A 16,884-nucleotide genomic window follows, 5' to 3' on the forward strand; every position below is an offset into this window, starting at 1 on the left:
CGAACTTACAACTCTGAAGTAATGAAGAGTTGTTGCGAAAATATTAAATGCAAAACTTTGAAAATTTTTGACTGATAGGTTACGAAGTTTAATATAGCTTAGTACAAGGAAACAAGAAAGATATGAAATGAACAGTACTTGTGTACGTGAATGAATAGATTTCATAGTTGACGAAGTAATAAGATATAGTAAACGAGTAAAGGTCAAGCTACAAAGGGCGCATGGTGAATGCCTTGGCATCAGGAGCCGATGAAGGACGTGATAAGCTGCGATAAGCTTCGGGTAGGCGCACATAGCCAGTGATCCGGAGATTTCCGAATGTGGGAACACACATGGGAAACCCCATGTATCGTATAGTGAATACATAGCTATACGAGGGTAAACCTAGGGAACTGAAACATCTAAGTACCTAGAGGAAGAGAAAGAAAAATCGATTTCCTAAGTAGCGGCGAGCGAAAGGGAAAGAGCCCAAACCAAAGATTTATCTTTGGGGTTGCGGACAGAACATTAACGAGAAGTCGTGATTAACCGAACACAACTGGAAAGTTGGACCGTAGGAGGTAATAGTCCTGTAGGTGAAAGTCAAGATAATCAAGTTCTGATCCAGAGTACCACGAGACACGTGAAACCTTGTGGGAAGCAGGGAGGACCACCTCCCAAGGCTAAATACTACCTGATGACCGATAGTGAAGCAGTACCGTGAGGGAAAGGTGAAAAGAACCCCGGGAGGGGAGTGAAATAGAACCTGAAACCGTGTGCCTACAACCGGTCAAAGCCCCTTATGAGGGTGATGACGTGCTTTTTGTAGAACGAGCCAACGAGTTACGGTATGTAGCAAGGTTAAGTACTTAAGGTACGGAGCCGAAGGGAAACCGAGTCTTAATAGGGCGACTAGTTGCATGCCGTAGACCCGAAACCGGGTGACCTATCCATGGCCAGGTTGAAGCGAGGGTAAAACTTCGTGGAGGACCGAACCACGTTGCTGTTGAAAAAGCATGGGATGAGCTGTGGATAGCGGAGAAATTCCAATCGAACTCGGAGATAGCTGGTTCTCCCCGAAATAGCTTTAGGGCTAGCGTCGGATATGTGTAGTGGAGGTAGAGCACTGAATGGGCTAGGGGGCATATCGCTTACCGAACCTTATCAAACTCCGAATGCCATATACATTAAGTCCGGCAGTCAGACTACGAATGATAAGATCCGTGGTCAAAAGGGAAACAGCCCAGACCGTCAGCTAAGGTCCCAAAGTGTAAGTTAAGTGGAAAAGGATGTGGGATTTCTAAGACAACTAGGATGTTGGCTTAGAAGCAGCCACTCATTTAAAGAGTGCGTAATAGCTCACTAGTCGAGAGATCCTGCGCCGAAAATGTACCGGGGCTAAACTTACCACCGAAGCTACGGATTTGCAAGTAATTGCAAGTGGTAGGGGAGCGTCGTAATCGGGCTGAAGTCGTACCGGAAGGAGCGGTGGACTGATTACGAGTGAGAATGTTGGCATTAGTAGCGAGATGTAGGTGAGAATCCTACAGGCCGAATATCTAAGGTTTCCTCAGGAAGGCTCGTCCGCTGAGGGTTAGTCGGGACCTAAGCCGAGGCCGAAAGGCGTAGGCGATGGACAATCGGTTGATATTCCGATACCACTACCATCGTTATTATCGAGGGTGTGACGGAGAAGGATAGTGTGTGCTAGCGATTGGAAATGCTAGTCTAAGCGTTTAGGAAGTTACGGTAGGCAAATCCGCTGTAACAATTCTGAGGCGTGATGGGGAAGGTCATTAAGACCGAAGTACATGATTCCATGCTTCCAAGAAAAGCATCTAGAGAGAGAAGTAGTGCCCGTACCGCAAACCGACACAGGTAGATGAGGAGAGAATCCTAAGGCCGGCGGAAGAATTGCAGTTAAGGAACTAGGCAAATTGACCCCGTAAGTTCGCGAGAAGGGGTGCCTGCGAGAGCAGGCCGCAGAGAATAGGCCCAAGCAACTGTTTAGCAAAAACACAGGTCTCTGCTAAAGCGTAAGCTGATGTATAGGGGCTGACGCCTGCCCGGTGCTGGAAGGTTAAGGGGAACACTTAGCGCAAGCGAAGGTGTGAACTTAAGCCCCAGTAAACGGCGGCCGTAACTATAACGGTCCTAAGGTAGCGAAATTCCTTGTCAGGTAAGTTCTGACCCGCACGAATGGCGTAATGACTTGGGCACTGTCTCAACTGCAAATCCGGCGAAGTTGTAGTGCGAGTGAAGATGCTCGCTACCCGCGATTGGACGGAAAGACCCCGTAGAGCTTTACTGTAGCTTAGCATTGAATTCCGGTATTGTCTGTACAGGATAGGTGGGAGACTGGGAAACTAGGGCGTCAGCCTTAGTGGAGTCAACCTTGGGATACCACCCTGACAGTACTGGGGTTCTAACAGGACGCCATGAATCTGGTGACTGGACATTGTTAGGTGGGCAGTTTGACTGGGGCGGTCGCCTCCTAAAAAGTAACGGAGGCGCCCAAAGGTTCCCTCAGAACGGTCGGAAATCGTTCGTAGAGTGCAAAGGCAGAAGGGAGCCTGACTGCGAGACCCACAAGTCGAGCAGGGACGAAAGTCGGGCTTAGTGATCCGGTGGTACCTCGTGGGAGGGCCATCGCTCAACGGATAAAAGCTACCTCGGGGATAACAGGCTGATCTCCCCCAAGAGTCCACATCGACGGGGAGGTTTGGCACCTCGATGTCGGCTCGTCGCATCCTGGGGCTGTAGTAGGTCCCAAGGGTTGGGCTGTTCGCCCATTAAAGCGGCACGCGAGCTGGGTTCAGAACGTCGTGAGACAGTTCGGTCCCTATCCGTCGCGGGCGTAGGAAATTTGAGAGGAGCTGTCCTTAGTACGAGAGGACCGGGATGGACTGACCTATGGTGCACCAGTTGTTCTGCCAAGAGCATGGCTGGGTAGCTAAGTCGGGAAGGGATAAACGCTGAAAGCATCTAAGCGTGAAGCCCCCCTCAAGATGAGATTTCCCATAGCATAAGCTAGTAAGACCCCTTGAAGAACACAAGGTTGATAGGTCAGAGGTGGAAGTGCGGTAACGTATGTAGCTGACTGATACTAATAGGTCGAGGGCTTGACCAATAATATAAGATAATTCATGTGCAATTTTGAGATAACAATCTCTAAAAAAACTCACTCAACAAAGTTGAGGAGTACAAAGTTTTAACTAAATCGAAGATTTAGAAAACTATAGTATCTGGTGATGATGGCGTAGAGGAAACACTCCTTCCCATTCCGAACAGGACAGTTAAGCTCTACAGCGTCAATGGTACTGCATGGGTGACCGTGTGGGAGAGTAGAACGTTGCCAGGTAATATAAGGATCTTTAGCTCAGTTGGTTAGAGCAACCGGCTCATAACCGGTAGGTCCGGGGTTCGAGTCCCTGAAGGTCCACCATTTTTGGGGGTATAGCTCAGTTGGGAGAGCACTTGCCTTGCACGCAAGGGGTCAAGGGTTCGACTCCCTTTACCTCCACCAAAGCTACGAATTATTTCGTAGCTTTTTTGTGTTATAATAAAAAATAAAATTGTAAAAATAGTATTTAATCTTTATTTTTTATTTAATAGTGGTATTATAAATATAAATATGAATATGTATTGCAAATATATGTTAAAATTAGGTGGTAAGAAATAGTGTTATATAGAGTAAAACAATTTATTTGGGCCATAAAATCCTTATTTCAAGAGGTTGATAATGATTATGTGAATAAGCTTTTAGATAAAAGAGAAAAAAGGTTATTTAATAAACTTAAAAAATCAGATAAGCAACATTGTATTAGAGTTAGTAAGGATGCTGTAATTTTATCAAAGGATAAAGGATTAAATGCAAAGAGAGTTGCAAAAGTTGCATTGCTTCATGATATAGGAAAAGCAGAATATAGAATTAATATTGTTGAAAAATCAATTTTAGTTATATTAAATAAATTAAGTAAAGGTAATTTAAAAAGGTTTGATAATATTAAATCAGTAGATGCATATTATAATCATGCTGAAAAAGGAGCTAATGTATTAAAACAATTTAATATATATGATAAAGAATTTTTAGATACAGTTAGATATCATCACAATAAAAATGTAGTTGGAAGTAAGTTGTTAGAGGTAATAAGAGAAAGTGATGATAGAAATTAAAGGATGGGATTAATTATGAAGGCTGATGAAAGACGAAATAACATTATAGGAATGTTAATAAAAGAGAAAAAAGCAATTAAGGGTACAACATTAGCTGAAAATTTTAATGTTACAAGACAGATAATAGTTAAGGATATAGCAATATTGAGAGCAAAGGGAAATAATATAATAGCAACGCCAGATGGTTACATGATAAATGATGATAGTAGCAGGGTAAAATCAATAATTGCAGTAAAACACAGTGACAATGCAATGTTTGATGAAATGGAGATTGTAGTAAAATATGGTGGTATTATAGAAGATGTAATTGTAGAGCATCCTATTTATGGTGAAATACGTGGAGTATTAAGAATAAAAAATTTAAATGATTTGAATAAATTTAAAAAGTCTATTGAAGAAATAGAAGTTAGACCATTATCACTATTAACTGATGGGATACATTTACATACTATATCTGCAGATTCTAATGAAAATATGCAGTTAATAAAAGATGAATTAAAAGAAAAGGGATTTATTTTATAAATTAGGGGATTTTAATTATGGATTATGATGTTTTAGTTTTAGGTGGTGGCATTATTGGATGTGCAGTTGCTTATGAATTATCTAAATATAATTTAAATATAGCTGTAATTGAAAAGGAATATGATATTGCAGATGATATTTCATTTGTTAATACTTCTATAGTATATGATGGCTCAGAAACATCTAACAATGTAATGGCTGGCTTAGAATATATAGGAAATATATTATTAGAAGATTTATGTGAAAAATTTAATGTTCCATTTAAAAGAGTTGGTTCATTAAGAGTAGTTAATGATGATAATGGTGTAATTAAATTAGATGAGATGTATGATAGAGCTGTTAGAAGAGGTATAGATGGAGTTTATTTAGTTGAACCAGATGAAATATATGAAATAGAGCCTAATATTAATACAGCAGTAAAAAAGGGGTTATATTCACAAAATGTTGCAATAGTTGCTCCTTATGATTTAGCCATAGCATATGCTGAAGTTGCATCAGATAATGGTGTTAATTTTAGATTAGAAGAAGAAGTATTAACTATTCAAAATATAACAAAAGGATTTAAAGTTGTAACTAATAAGAATAAGTTTTCTTGTAAGGTAGTTATCAATACTATTGCAGATGAAATTTATATAAATGAAAATGGAATAGTTAAGGAAAAAGATATAGAGGATACTATAAATTCCTTTAAAAACATGAGCTATCTTTTACTTGATGATAATTACGAAAATAAATTAGAAAGAATAGTTACGAAAACATTTGATAAAGATACTTTTGTTGTATCTACTCCTGGTTTAAATGGCGGTTCATTAGTAGGAATAAAAAGTATTGAAAAAACTAGTTTAGATGATAATTTAAATTATGCCAGTAAGTTATTAAAGAAATTAAATAAGAGCAATATAAATAACTTATTTAGAGAAAGTTACGATAAGGATTCTATAGTAATTGATGAAAAGAAAGTAGATAAGGGATATATAAGTGTAATTGGAACTCATTATGGTAAGGTTACATTGGCACCAGCAATTGCAAAAATGTTATGTGATACTATTAGTAGTAATTTAAATTGTAAATTAAAAAAGAACTTTATTGATAAAAGACGTGAATTTTATAGATTCAGAGAAATGGATAGAAATGAAATTAATGAAGTAATTAAATTAGATAAAAGATATGGGAAAATAATATGTATGTGTAACAATGTATCAGAAGGTGAAATAGTAGATTCAATTAGAAGGCCTTTAGGAGCTAGAACTGTTAAAGGGGTTAAAAGAAGAACAGGGGCTGGTTTTGGAAATTGTCATGGTGCATATTGTAATGAAAGAATAATACAAATTTTAGCTAGGGAATTAGATAAAAAAATTACAGATATAGTAGATGACTCAAAAAATTCTAATATAATTTCTGGTAGAATAAAGGAATTTAAGGAAATATAATAGGAGTAATATTATGGGGAAAAAAGATATTTTTACATCAGTAGTAAGAGTTAAGGGAAGTAATAGATTTAAAGTTATTCCTGTAAAAAGCAGTGCTGAGGTAGAAAAAGAGCTTTGGATAGAAATGTCTAAAGTTGTTAGTAGATTATATGTAAGTATTCCTATAAAAATGGGAAGTATTATATGTAAGAATATATTAAATAGTGGTGTAGATATAATTTGCACTAGAGATATTGACAATAAGTAGAAGATTATAATATATTTAATATTATAACAAAAGATTTTAAGTTAAACCGTTGAAGAGGCTAGTAATAAGATTATTGTTTTTTAGAGAGTCGGTGTTTGGTGCAAACTGATAGCAATGTTTTATGAATCCACCTTAGAGGGACTGTGATGAGCAGTACGGATAAACCCGTTAGTTTAGTAAAGAGTGGATAATAATATAAATATTATTATCAATTAGGGTGGCAACACGGAGTTCTTCGTCCCTTTTATGGGATAAAGGCTCCTTTTTTTATATCAGAAAATAATAAAATAAGTGATTTGGAGGATATTATGTTAGATTTAAAATTTTTAAGAGAAAATCCAGAAATAGTTAAACAAAATATTAGAAATAAGTTTCAAGATCAAAAGCTTGGATTAGTTGATGAAGTTATTGCTTTAGATGTTGAAAGTAGAGCTACACAACAAGAAGCTGACTCTTTAAGATCTAATAGAAAAACAATTTCTAAGCAAATTGGTGCATTAATGGGGCAAGGAAAGAAAGAAGAAGCAGAAGAGTTAAAGGCTAAGGTTAATGAGCAAGCTAATCGTCTTACTGAATTAGAAGCAAAGGAAACTGAACTTCAAGAAAAAATAAAAAATATAATGTTAGTTATTCCTAATATTATTGATCCAAGTGTTCCAATAGGAAAAGATGATAATGAAAATGTTGAAGTTGAAAAATTTGGTGAACCATTAGTACCAGAATTTGAAATACCATATCACACAGAAATAATGGAAAAATTAAATGGAATAGATTTAGATGGAGCTAGAAAAGTAGCTGGTAATGGATTTTATTATTTAATGGGGGATATTGCTAGATTACAATCAGGAATACTTTCTTATGCAAGAGATTTCATGATTGATAGAGGATTTACATATTGTATACCTCCATTTATGATTCGTAGTGAAGTTGTTACAGGTGTTATGAGTTTTGCTGAAATGGAATCAATGATGTATAAAATAGAAGGTGAAGATTTATATTTAATAGGAACTAGTGAACATTCTATGATTGGTAAATTTATTGATACTATATTAAAAGAAGATTCTCTTCCTCAAACTTTAACTAGTTATTCACCATGTTTCAGAAAAGAAAAGGGTGCTCATGGAATTGAAGAAAGAGGAGTTTATAGAATTCATCAATTCGAAAAACAAGAAATGATAGTTGTTTGTAAGCCAGAAGAAAGTAAAGAATGGTTTGATAAGTTATGGAAGAATACAGTAGATTTATTCCGTTCATTAGATATCCCAGTTAGAACATTAGAATGTTGTTCAGGAGATTTAGCAGATCTTAAGGTTAAATCTATAGACGTAGAAGCATGGTCTCCAAGACAAAAGAAATACTTTGAAGTTGGAAGTTGTTCTAATTTAGGTGATGCACAAGCTAGAAGATTGAAGATTCGTGTAAATGGAGAAAAAGGAAAGTACTTTGCACATACTTTAAATAACACAGTTGTTGCTCCACCAAGAATGTTAATTTCATTTTTAGAAAATAACTTAAATGAAGATGGATCAATAAATATTCCAGAAGCATTAAGACCTTACATGGGTGGAAAAGAAGTAATAAGATAATAAAAGTAATATAAAGGGGGATGTCGCATTAAGAATAAATACTACAATATATTGTATTAATTTTTATTTTTTAAAACAATATATTGTGTATAAAAGCTTTAGTGCGACAGTCCCCTTTTTTATGCATAAAAAAAATTAAAGTTAGTTATACCAGTGGATTTTATATTTAATAAAATAGAAATTAAGTATCATACAATAAATATTGACAAATTTTAGAAATATGATAGATTTAATATGGGTGGTATTTTAATTAAACCGCACCTTATATATTTGAAAATTTAAAGATTAAAAGAAATAGCTCATATCAATTTTGAATGAGACTAATTACTATCATGCTCTTTTAGGGGGTGATAATTATGAAATTTGGATTTATTGGAGCAGGAAAGGTTGGCTTTTCCTTAGGAAAATATCTAAAAGAAAATAATATATACTTAAATGGGTACTATAGTAAGAGCAAGCATTCAGCTAAAGAAGCTGCAATCTTTACAGGTACCAAAAAATATGACAACTTAGAAATGTTAATTGAAGATAGTGATGCTATATTTATTACAACACCTGATAGTGAAATACAAGGAGTTTGGAATAAAATTAATAGGTTATCAATCAAAGATAAATTGATATGTCATTGTAGCGGCTCTATTTCTTCAGAAATCTTTTCAAATATAAATAATCATGGTGCCTATGGTTATTCTATTCACCCAATGTTTGCTATTTCAGACAAATATAATTCTTACAAAAATTTATCTCAAGCATTTATTACAATTGAAGGACACAATAAACATATTGAATATTTTAAGCATCTTTTTTCTAGTTTAGGAAATGATGTAGCGATTATTTCAAAGGAAAATAAATCACTTTATCATGCTGCATCAGTAACAGTTAGCAATCTTATATTAGGGTTAATTAACAATGCAATTAATTATCTTGAAGATTGTGGATTTACAAAAGAAACAGCTATGAAAGCACTTTATCCATTAATAGAATTTAATTTAAAGAACATTAAGGAGAAAGGGGTTATTGATAGCTTAACAGGACCAGTAGAAAGAGGTGATTTAGTTACTGTTATTAATCATTTAGATGTTTTGAGAGAAGAGGATAAGGAATTATATAGATTATTATCAAGAAATATATTAAAAATAGCAAAAGTAAAAAACTTAAATAGGGATTATAAAAATTTAGAAGAATATTTGGGAGAATGATTATGAAAAATACAGTAGTTACTTTTAAAGAAGCTAAACAAAAAAATGAGAAACTTTCTATGCTTACGGCATATGATTATTCAACAGCAAAAATAATTGATGAAGCAGGGATAAATGGAATTTTAGTAGGGGATTCTTTAGGAATGGTTTGTTTAGGATATGAAGATACCTTATCAGTTACAATGGAAGATATGATACATCATACTAGTGCAGTAACTAGAGGTGCTAAAAATACTTTAGTGGTTGCAGATATGCCTTTTATGTCTTATCAGACATGCGTTTATGATGCTGTAGTTAATGCAGGAAGACTAATTAAAGAAGGACGAGCACAAGCAGTTAAATTAGAAGGTGGAATTGAAGTTTGTGACAAAATAGAAGCAATAGTAAAAGCATCAATACCTGTTATGGGGCATATTGGATTAACACCACAATCAGTTAATGCATTTGGCGGATTTAAAGTTCAAGGAAGAGGTGAAGAAGCAGCTAAAAAGCTTATTGATGAAGCTTTAGCAATAGAAAAGGCGGGAGCTTTTGCAGTTGTATTAGAATGTGTTCCAGCTAAATTAGCAGCAATAATAAGTGAAAAATTATCCATTCCAACAATAGGAATAGGAGCAGGAGTAAATTGTGATGGTCAAATCCTTGTTTATCAAGATATGTTAGGATTATTTAGCGATTTTACACCTAAGTTTGTTAAAAAATATGAAAACTTAGGTGAAAAAATGAATATAGCATTTAGAAAATATATTGAAGAGGTTAAAGATGGAATTTTCCCAGCAGAAGAATATTCTTTTAAAATAAGTGATGAAGTAATTGAAAAGTTATATTAAAAGGGGAAGAAAAAATGAGAATTGTAGGAAAAATAAATGATGTAAGAAACCAAGTAAAGGAATGGAAGAAGCAAGGGTTAACAGTGGGCTTTGTTCCAACTATGGGATATTTACATGAAGGTCATGAAAGCCTTATAAAAAGGGCTTATGAAGAAAATGATAAAGTAGTTGTAAGTATATTTGTAAATCCTATGCAATTTGGACCAAAAGAAGATTTAGTAAGCTATCCAAGGGATTTAAAAAGAGATAGTGAAGTATGTGAAAAGGCTGGTACTGATCTTATATTCCATCCTGAAAATGAGGAAATGTATTTTAATGATTTTTCTACATTTGTAGATATGAATGGATTAACAAAAGGGTTATGTGGTAAAAGCAGGCCTATACATTTTAGGGGAGTATGTACTGTTGTAACTAAGCTATTTAATATAGTTGCTCCAGATAGAGCATATTTTGGAGAAAAGGATGCACAACAATTAGCTGTAATTAAAAGGATGGTTAGAGATTTAAATATTGATATTGAAATAATAGGATGTCCTATTATAAGGGAAGAGGATGGCCTAGCTAAAAGTTCAAGAAATACTTATTTATCATTAGAGGAAAGAAAAGTAGCTACTATTTTAAATAAGTCATTAAATTTAGCTAAGGAAAAAATTCAAAGTGGGGAAAGAAATTCAGTTAATATAATTGAAGTTATAGAAAATAATATTAAATCTGAAAAATTAGCTAAAATTGATTATATAGAAATAGTAGACAGTAATTCATTAGAAGAAGTTAAAGAAATAAGCAAATCTATATTAGTTGCAATAGCAGTATTTATAGGTAAAACAAGATTAATAGATAATTTCACATATGAATTATAGGAAAGGGAGAAAAAAAACAATGAAAGTGAATATGTTAAAGGGCAAGATACACAGAGCAACAGTAGTACAAGCTGAATTAAACTACGTGGGAAGTATTACAGTTGATAAGGATTTATTAGATGCAGCTGGAATATATGAGTATGAAAAGGTGCATATTGTAGATATAGATAATGGGGCTAGATTTGAGACATACACTATAGCAGGTGAAAGAGGAACAGGAATGATTTGTTTAAATGGAGCAGCTGCAAGATGTGTACAAGTTGGAGATAAAATAATATTAATGGCTTATTGCGATTTAGATACAGAAGAGGTAAAGAATCATAAACCAAAAGTTGTCTTTGTAAATGAAGAAAATAAAATTAGTAGAATTACTAATTATGAAAAACATGGACAACTTTCTGAATAATAAAATATTAAAATATCTTTAGATAATATGATGAATTTAGAATAGTGTTTTTTATTCTAAATTCATCATTTTTTATTAATAATGGTATATAGTGTTATGGAAATTATAAAAACATTAAATAGGCTTTGAGTAGTTTTTAGGTGGTTATAAGAGAATATAAAATATGTATAAAATTAATTAAAAAGTTTTTTTGAAAAAGTGTTGACATAATATATTACATGCTGATATAATAACAATTGTTCCGAGGAGAGATGGTCGAGTTGGTTTAAGGCACCGGTCTTGAAAACCGGCGTGCGTGTGAGCGTACCCAGGGTTCGAATCCCTGTCTCTCCGCCATAAAGTCTTTAGCATTAGCTAAAGACTTTTTTTATATATAAATTTTTAGCTTTTTTTTAAAATTAAATTTATTTTAATGCATAAGAATTTTTAAAAAGAAAAAATGGTAATTTATAAATAAATTGATTTATATTAAATTTATTTCAATTATGAAAATAGTTAAATATATTTGTATTATTTTATTTAGTTTTTATTTGGAAAATTAGAATGAAAAAGAAAGTTTTATTAAAAAATAAAAAAGTTTATAAAAAGTGTTGACATAATTTTTAACCGCTGATATAATAAATATTGTCTTGGAGAGATGGTCGAGTTGGTTTAAGGCACCGGTCTTGAAAACCGGCGTGCGTGTGAGCGTACCCAGGGTTCGAATCCCTGTCTCTCCGCCATAAGTGGAGAATTACTCAAGTGGCTAAAGAGGCTCCCCTGCTAAGGGAGTAGGCTGGATAATACTGGTGCGAGGGTTCGAATCCCTTGTTCTCCGCCAAAAGCATCTAACTAATGTTAGATGCTTTTTTTTAGTAAAAAAATAAGCTTTAGGAAAACTTAAATACATAAATATCCAAAAATTCGCAATTAATAATTGTAAACGTAACAATTAAATGGTATACTTTTATATAGTTAGGTTAGCATAACGTATTTGTTGGGAGGGTAATAGATGAAAAAAAAATATGTTGTAGGTGTAGATTTAGGGGGAACTAAGATTTACACAGCTTTAGTAGATTTAGAAGGAAATATTATAAAAGAAAAAGCAGTTGAAACTTTAGCTTTTGAAGGCGAAAATGCTGTTATGGGAAGAATAATAGATACTATAAATTATGTTATAGATGGATCTGAAAAAAATTTAATAAAGTCAATTGGAATCGGTTCTCCTGGACCATTAGATGTAAAAAATGGTGTTATAATTGAAAATTCAAATTTACCTTTTAAAAATTTTGAAATAGTTAAAACTATAAGAGAAACATATGATTTACCAACTTATTTAGATAATGATGCAAATGTTGCAACACTAGGAGAATTTATGTTTGGAGCAGGAAAAGGTACTGAAAATATGGTATTTATAACAGCAAGTACAGGAATTGGCGGTGGAGCTGTTATAAATGGAAAATTATTTAGAGGAACTACAGGAAATGCTTTAGAAATTGGACATACTATTGTTGCAAATGAAGGCCCAAGATGTGGGTGTGGAAACATTGGATGTGCAGAAGCTTTAGGTTCAGGTACAGCAATAGGTAAAAGAGCTAAGGAAGCAGTAGCCACTAATGTTGAAACATCATTAAAAAATTATGAAAATGTAACATCTAAAGAAGTATTTAAAGAAGCTGCTAATGGTGATAGAGTAGCTAAAAATATATTAGAAACTTCATTAAATTACCTTGGAATAGCAGTAGCTAATACAATAACTAACTTTGATCCAGAAAAAGTAGTTATTGGTGGAGGAGTAATTAATGGTGGTAGTATAGTATTAGATACTATAAGAAGAGTAGTTGGAGAAAGAGCTTTAAAAACTTTTGTTGATAGTTGCACAGTAGAAAAAGCTGTATTAGGTGGAAAAGCAGGTGTTTTAGGAGCTGCAGCTTTAGCAATAACGGAACAATAATAAATATTTTATAAAGAGCTACAATAAGTATAAATTTTGAATTAACTAGTTTTAGAAAATTCAATTATTTATACTTGTTGTAGCTTATTTTTTTATTTTATTAATATTAGATATAATTATTTTATATATCAATAAAGTTATTATAGGTTTAAATAATGTATAGTATCATTAATATATAAGTATTAAATTTATATTATATTGTTATATAAACCACAAATTAATATAAGAATAAAAAAGTAATTAAAAAAAATATTATTAAGATATAAATGGTAAGGAGGCACTTATGGGAATTAGATTTATTTTTGGTAGAGCTGGCTCAGGTAAAAGTCATTATTGTTTAAATCAAATAAAGAAAAAATTAGATAATGATAAAAATAATAAATTAATATTACTTGTACCAGATCAGTATACATTCCAAACAGAAAAGAAATTATTGGAGTATATAGGAGAAAGAGCATTACTTAGAGCAGAAGTATTAAGCTTTAAGAGAATGGCAACAAGAGTTTTTGATAAATGTGGTGGAAGAGCCATTAATATAATAGAAGATTCAGGTAAGAATATGCTTATTTATAAATTATTAAAGGATAAAGGAGAAGAGTTTAAATATTTTAATAGAATAAGTAAGCAACAAGGATTTGTTGGTACAGTATCAAAATCAATAACTGAATTTAAAAAATATAATATTACTCAGGAAATTCTTAATGAAAAACAGATAGAAATAAAAGACAAAGACTTAAAAGATAAAATAAATGATTTATCATCAATTTATGAAACATTTAATAAAAATCTTCATAAGGAATATATAGATTCAGATGACATATTATCAATTTTATCAGAAAAATTAAAAGAATGTGATTTATATAATGATTGTGAAATTTGGATTGATGAATTTACAACATTTACGCCTCAACAAATAGAAGTATTGAAAACATTAGCTAAGCAATGTAAAAATATGAATATTACTTTATGTAATGATGGTGAAATTCAATTTATAGAGGGCGAAACTGATATATTTGATGTAATAAAAAATACGGAAAATAAATTATTAAAAATGATGCAGGAAAATAATATTTCTTATAAAGAACCTGTTAATTTAAATAAGAAAAATATCTATAGATTTAAAGAAAGTAAAGAATTAGGGCATATAGAAAAATATTTCTTTAACTTTCCTTTTAAGGTATATAAAGAAGAATGTAAGGATGTAAGATTATATAAAGCTAATAATAATTATTCTGAAATTGAATGGATAGCTCAGGATATTTTAAGACTTGTAAGGGATAAAGGATATAGATATAAAGATATAGCTGTAGTATGTAGAGAAATAGATAGTTATGACAAAATTACGGCAGTAATTTTTAATGAATATAATATACCATATTTCATTGATAAAAAAAGGGAAATATTGAGTAATCCACTAATTGTATTAATAATATCAGTATTAGAAATATTAAGTAGTAATTGGTCTTATGAAAGTGTGTTTAAATATGTTAAAAGTGGTCTTATAACATTAGAATCATCATTTATTGACAAATTAGAAAATTATATTTTAGCTAACGGAATTAAGGGATATAAGTGGACTAGGGAATTAATAACTAATACAGATGGGGAAATTACTTCAGAAGAAATTGAGATCTTCGAATATATGGAAGAAATCAGAAGACCAATAATTAATTTATATGATAAGATTAAGGGAAATGTAACTGTAAAAACATATTGTACAGCTTTATATGAATTTTTATTAGAAATAAATGCATTTGAAACAATGGATAAATGGCTTGAAGATTTTAATAGTTATGGATTACAAGATAAGATTAAGGAATATACACAAGTACCATCTATAGTAATGGATATGTTAGATCAAGCAGTAGAGGTATTAGGTGATGAAGAGGTTGATTTAAAAACATTTTCTAGAATATTAATATCAGGATTTGAGGAAAAGGAAATAGGAGTAATTCCTATGGCTTTAGATCAGGTAAATATAGGTGATATAGCTAGAATAAAGGGGAGAGATGTAAAAGCACTTTATATAGTAGGAGCTAATGATGGTGTAATTCCATCCTCAAATAAGGAGGAAGGAATATTATCTGATGAAGATAGACTTGAACTTAAAAATTTGGGAATAGAATTAGCGAGTGATACAAGAAGCAGAGTATTTGAAGAACAGTTTATGGTTTATACAGCATTAACTATTCCTTCAAATTATTTAATGATTACTTATCCAATGGCTGATTTTGAGGGAAAATCATTAAGACCATCAATAATAATACCTAGATTAAAAAAGATTTTACCAAGGTTACAAGAAGAAAGTGAAATAGTTAATAAGAATTTATCTAATGATAAGTATTATAATATAACAGCTCCAATACCAACATTTAATGAACTTATAGAAGCTTTAAGAAAAGAATATGAAAATGAAGAAATTGATCCTCATTGGATAAGTACATTTAAGTGGTTTGAAGAAAGTGAAGAATTTAAGGATAGAACTAAAATTATTTTTAATGGGTTAAATTATACTAATTTAGTTGAAAAAATACCAAGAGAAAAAATAAAAAGGTTATATAGTAATGAAAATGGAAGATTAATGTTTAGTGTATCTAGAATAGAAAAGTACGCTCAATGTCCGTTTAGTTATTATGTTCAATATGGCTTAAAGGCAAAAGATAGAAAGGTATATGAATTTTCTGCTCCAGATTTAGGGTCATTTATGCATGATATATTAGATAAGTTTACTAATAAAATAAGAAAAGAAAATATATCATGGAGTGAATTAACTAAAGAAAGATGTAGTGAAATAGTTAATGAACTTGTTAATAATAAGCTGAAAAATGAAACAAATTCTATTTTAAATAGTAATAAAAAATATCAATATTTTTCAGAAAGATTTAAAAAGACAATAACTAAATCAGTAACTGTAATATCAGAACAAATGAGAAAAGGTGAGTTTGATATTTTTAAAAGTGAGTTTGATTTTGGAGACTTTGAGGATTCAAATCCAATAAAATTAGAATTACCATCAAAAGAAACTGTTTATTTAAAGGGTAGAGTAGATAGAATAGATAAGGTTGAGTTAAATGGTGAAACGTATATAAGAATAGTTGATTATAAATCAGGTTCTAAGAGTTTTGACTTAAATGAATTATATTATGGATTACAAATACAATTATTGGTATATTTAGATGCTATATTAAAAAATTCAGAGCAAATTTTAAAAACACAATGTATGCCAGGAGGAATATTATATTTTAAAATTGATAATCCAATAATTAAATCTAAAAAAGCACTAAATGAAGAAGAAATACAAGTTGAAGTATTGAAAAAGTTAAAAATGGATGGATTATTATTAAAAAATGTAGAACTTGTAAAAGCAATGGATAAGGATATGGAAACATACTCATTAATAATTCCAGCAGCTTTTAAAAAGGATGGAGATTTTACAAGTTCTAGTTCAGTAGTAACAAAAGAGCAATTTGAATTATTAAGAAATTATGTTAATGATAAAATGATTGAAATTTGTGAGGAAATGCTTAGTGGGCAAGTCAAAATAGAGCCTTGTAAATCATCAAAGGTAACATATTGTGATTATTGTAATTACTCTGCAATATGTCAATTTGATACTTCAATAAGAGATAATAAATATAAAGTAATTTTAAAGAAGAAAAAGGATGATTTATGGAATGCAATGAGTAATAAAGTAAATGAGGAGGAAGGTAAGTAAA

General features: G+C 31.6%; 11 protein-coding genes, 5 tRNA genes, 2 rRNA genes and 1 other annotated feature. All 18 genes read left to right on the plus strand.

Annotated features, from left to right (window positions below):
* Positions 1 to 201 precede the first annotated feature (201 nt).
* The 18 genes from ACUN06_RS00070 to addB all read left to right on the plus strand — a co-directional run bounded on the left by ACUN06_RS00070 (position 202) and on the right by addB (position 16,883).
* Positions 202 to 3,109 (plus strand): 23S ribosomal RNA (locus ACUN06_RS00070).
* 114 nt (positions 3,110 to 3,223) lie between these two features.
* Positions 3,224 to 3,340: ribosomal RNA gene (rrf, locus tag ACUN06_RS00075) — 5S ribosomal RNA — on the plus strand.
* Between the two features lie 7 nt (positions 3,341 to 3,347).
* Positions 3,348 to 3,424 (plus strand) — tRNA-Ile (locus tag ACUN06_RS00080).
* Positions 3,425 to 3,429: 5 nt separating this feature from the next.
* Positions 3,430 to 3,505, plus strand: a tRNA-Ala gene (locus tag ACUN06_RS00085).
* A gap of 155 nt (positions 3,506 to 3,660) precedes the next feature.
* Positions 3,661 to 4,155 carry an HDIG domain-containing metalloprotein gene (locus tag ACUN06_RS00090; RefSeq protein ID WP_291731587.1) on the plus strand — a complete coding sequence of 165 codons (495 nt, stop codon included), beginning with the start codon at positions 3,661 to 3,663 and terminating at the stop codon, positions 4,153 to 4,155.
* 15 nt (positions 4,156 to 4,170) lie between these two features.
* Complete coding sequence (locus ACUN06_RS00095; RefSeq protein WP_294126842.1) at positions 4,171 to 4,677, plus strand: transcription repressor NadR; 507 nt, start codon at positions 4,171 to 4,173, stop codon at positions 4,675 to 4,677.
* A 17-nt stretch (positions 4,678 to 4,694) separates the two neighbouring features.
* Complete coding sequence (locus ACUN06_RS00100) at positions 4,695 to 6,107, plus strand: NAD(P)/FAD-dependent oxidoreductase (RefSeq protein ID WP_294126844.1); 1,413 nt, start codon at positions 4,695 to 4,697, stop codon at positions 6,105 to 6,107.
* 13 nt (positions 6,108 to 6,120) lie between these two features.
* The gene (locus ACUN06_RS00105; protein WP_291731590.1) at positions 6,121 to 6,354 is read left to right on the plus strand and encodes a DUF1667 domain-containing protein; all 234 of its coding nucleotides are present in this window, start codon (positions 6,121 to 6,123) and stop codon (positions 6,352 to 6,354) included.
* 40 nt (positions 6,355 to 6,394) lie between these two features.
* Positions 6,395 to 6,600, plus strand: a binding site (T-box leader).
* 62 nt (positions 6,601 to 6,662) lie between these two features.
* Positions 6,663 to 7,940: a serine--tRNA ligase gene (gene serS / locus ACUN06_RS00110; protein ID WP_291731591.1), complete on the plus strand. Its 1,278-nt coding sequence runs from the start codon at positions 6,663 to 6,665 to the stop codon at positions 7,938 to 7,940.
* 356 nt (positions 7,941 to 8,296) lie between these two features.
* A complete protein-coding gene (locus ACUN06_RS00115) occupies positions 8,297 to 9,139 on the plus strand; it encodes a Rossmann-like and DUF2520 domain-containing protein (RefSeq protein WP_294398688.1) in 843 nt (280 codons plus the stop codon).
* 2 nt (positions 9,140 to 9,141) lie between these two features.
* Positions 9,142 to 9,969: a 3-methyl-2-oxobutanoate hydroxymethyltransferase gene (gene panB, locus ACUN06_RS00120; protein ID WP_449389944.1), complete on the plus strand. Its 828-nt coding sequence runs from the start codon at positions 9,142 to 9,144 to the stop codon at positions 9,967 to 9,969.
* A 14-nt stretch (positions 9,970 to 9,983) separates the two neighbouring features.
* Positions 9,984 to 10,829 (plus strand): pantoate--beta-alanine ligase, encoded by an 846-nt coding sequence (gene panC, locus ACUN06_RS00125; RefSeq protein WP_331892127.1) that lies wholly within the window; start codon positions 9,984 to 9,986, stop codon positions 10,827 to 10,829.
* A gap of 19 nt (positions 10,830 to 10,848) precedes the next feature.
* Positions 10,849 to 11,235 (plus strand): aspartate 1-decarboxylase, encoded by a 387-nt coding sequence (gene panD, locus ACUN06_RS00130; protein ID WP_022211231.1) that lies wholly within the window; start codon positions 10,849 to 10,851, stop codon positions 11,233 to 11,235.
* A 245-nt stretch (positions 11,236 to 11,480) separates the two neighbouring features.
* A tRNA-Ser gene (locus ACUN06_RS00135) sits at positions 11,481 to 11,571 on the plus strand.
* A 295-nt stretch (positions 11,572 to 11,866) separates the two neighbouring features.
* Positions 11,867 to 11,957, plus strand: a tRNA-Ser gene (locus ACUN06_RS00140).
* Positions 11,958 to 11,962: 5 nt separating this feature from the next.
* Positions 11,963 to 12,055: transfer RNA gene (locus ACUN06_RS00145), tRNA-Ser, on the plus strand.
* 171 nt (positions 12,056 to 12,226) lie between these two features.
* On the plus strand, positions 12,227 to 13,168 hold the full coding sequence (locus ACUN06_RS00150; protein ID WP_294369496.1) for an ROK family protein: 942 nt from the start codon (positions 12,227 to 12,229) through the stop codon (positions 13,166 to 13,168).
* 283 nt (positions 13,169 to 13,451) lie between these two features.
* The gene (gene addB, locus ACUN06_RS00155) at positions 13,452 to 16,883 is read left to right on the plus strand and encodes a helicase-exonuclease AddAB subunit AddB (protein ID WP_449389945.1); all 3,432 of its coding nucleotides are present in this window, start codon (positions 13,452 to 13,454) and stop codon (positions 16,881 to 16,883) included.
* The last annotated feature ends 1 nt before the right edge of the window (position 16,884 follow it).

This window comes from Clostridium sp. ETTB3 (assembly GCF_053571985.1).

Coding starts and splice junctions, on each gene's coding strand:
- panC (WP_331892127.1), top strand. CDS start 9,984: ATGAGAATTGTAGGAAAAATAAATGATGTAAGAAACCAAGTAAAGGAA.
- addB (WP_449389945.1), top strand. CDS start 13,452: ATGGGAATTAGATTTATTTTTGGTAGAGCTGGCTCAGGTAAAAGTCAT.
- serS (WP_291731591.1), top strand. CDS start 6,663: ATGTTAGATTTAAAATTTTTAAGAGAAAATCCAGAAATAGTTAAACAA.
- ACUN06_RS00095 (WP_294126842.1), top strand. CDS start 4,171: ATGAAGGCTGATGAAAGACGAAATAACATTATAGGAATGTTAATAAAA.
- panD (WP_022211231.1), top strand. CDS start 10,849: ATGAAAGTGAATATGTTAAAGGGCAAGATACACAGAGCAACAGTAGTA.
- ACUN06_RS00150 (WP_294369496.1), top strand. CDS start 12,227: ATGAAAAAAAAATATGTTGTAGGTGTAGATTTAGGGGGAACTAAGATT.
- ACUN06_RS00115 (WP_294398688.1), top strand. CDS start 8,297: ATGAAATTTGGATTTATTGGAGCAGGAAAGGTTGGCTTTTCCTTAGGA.
- ACUN06_RS00105 (WP_291731590.1), top strand. CDS start 6,121: ATGGGGAAAAAAGATATTTTTACATCAGTAGTAAGAGTTAAGGGAAGT.
- ACUN06_RS00100 (WP_294126844.1), top strand. CDS start 4,695: ATGGATTATGATGTTTTAGTTTTAGGTGGTGGCATTATTGGATGTGCA.
- panB (WP_449389944.1), top strand. CDS start 9,142: ATGAAAAATACAGTAGTTACTTTTAAAGAAGCTAAACAAAAAAATGAG.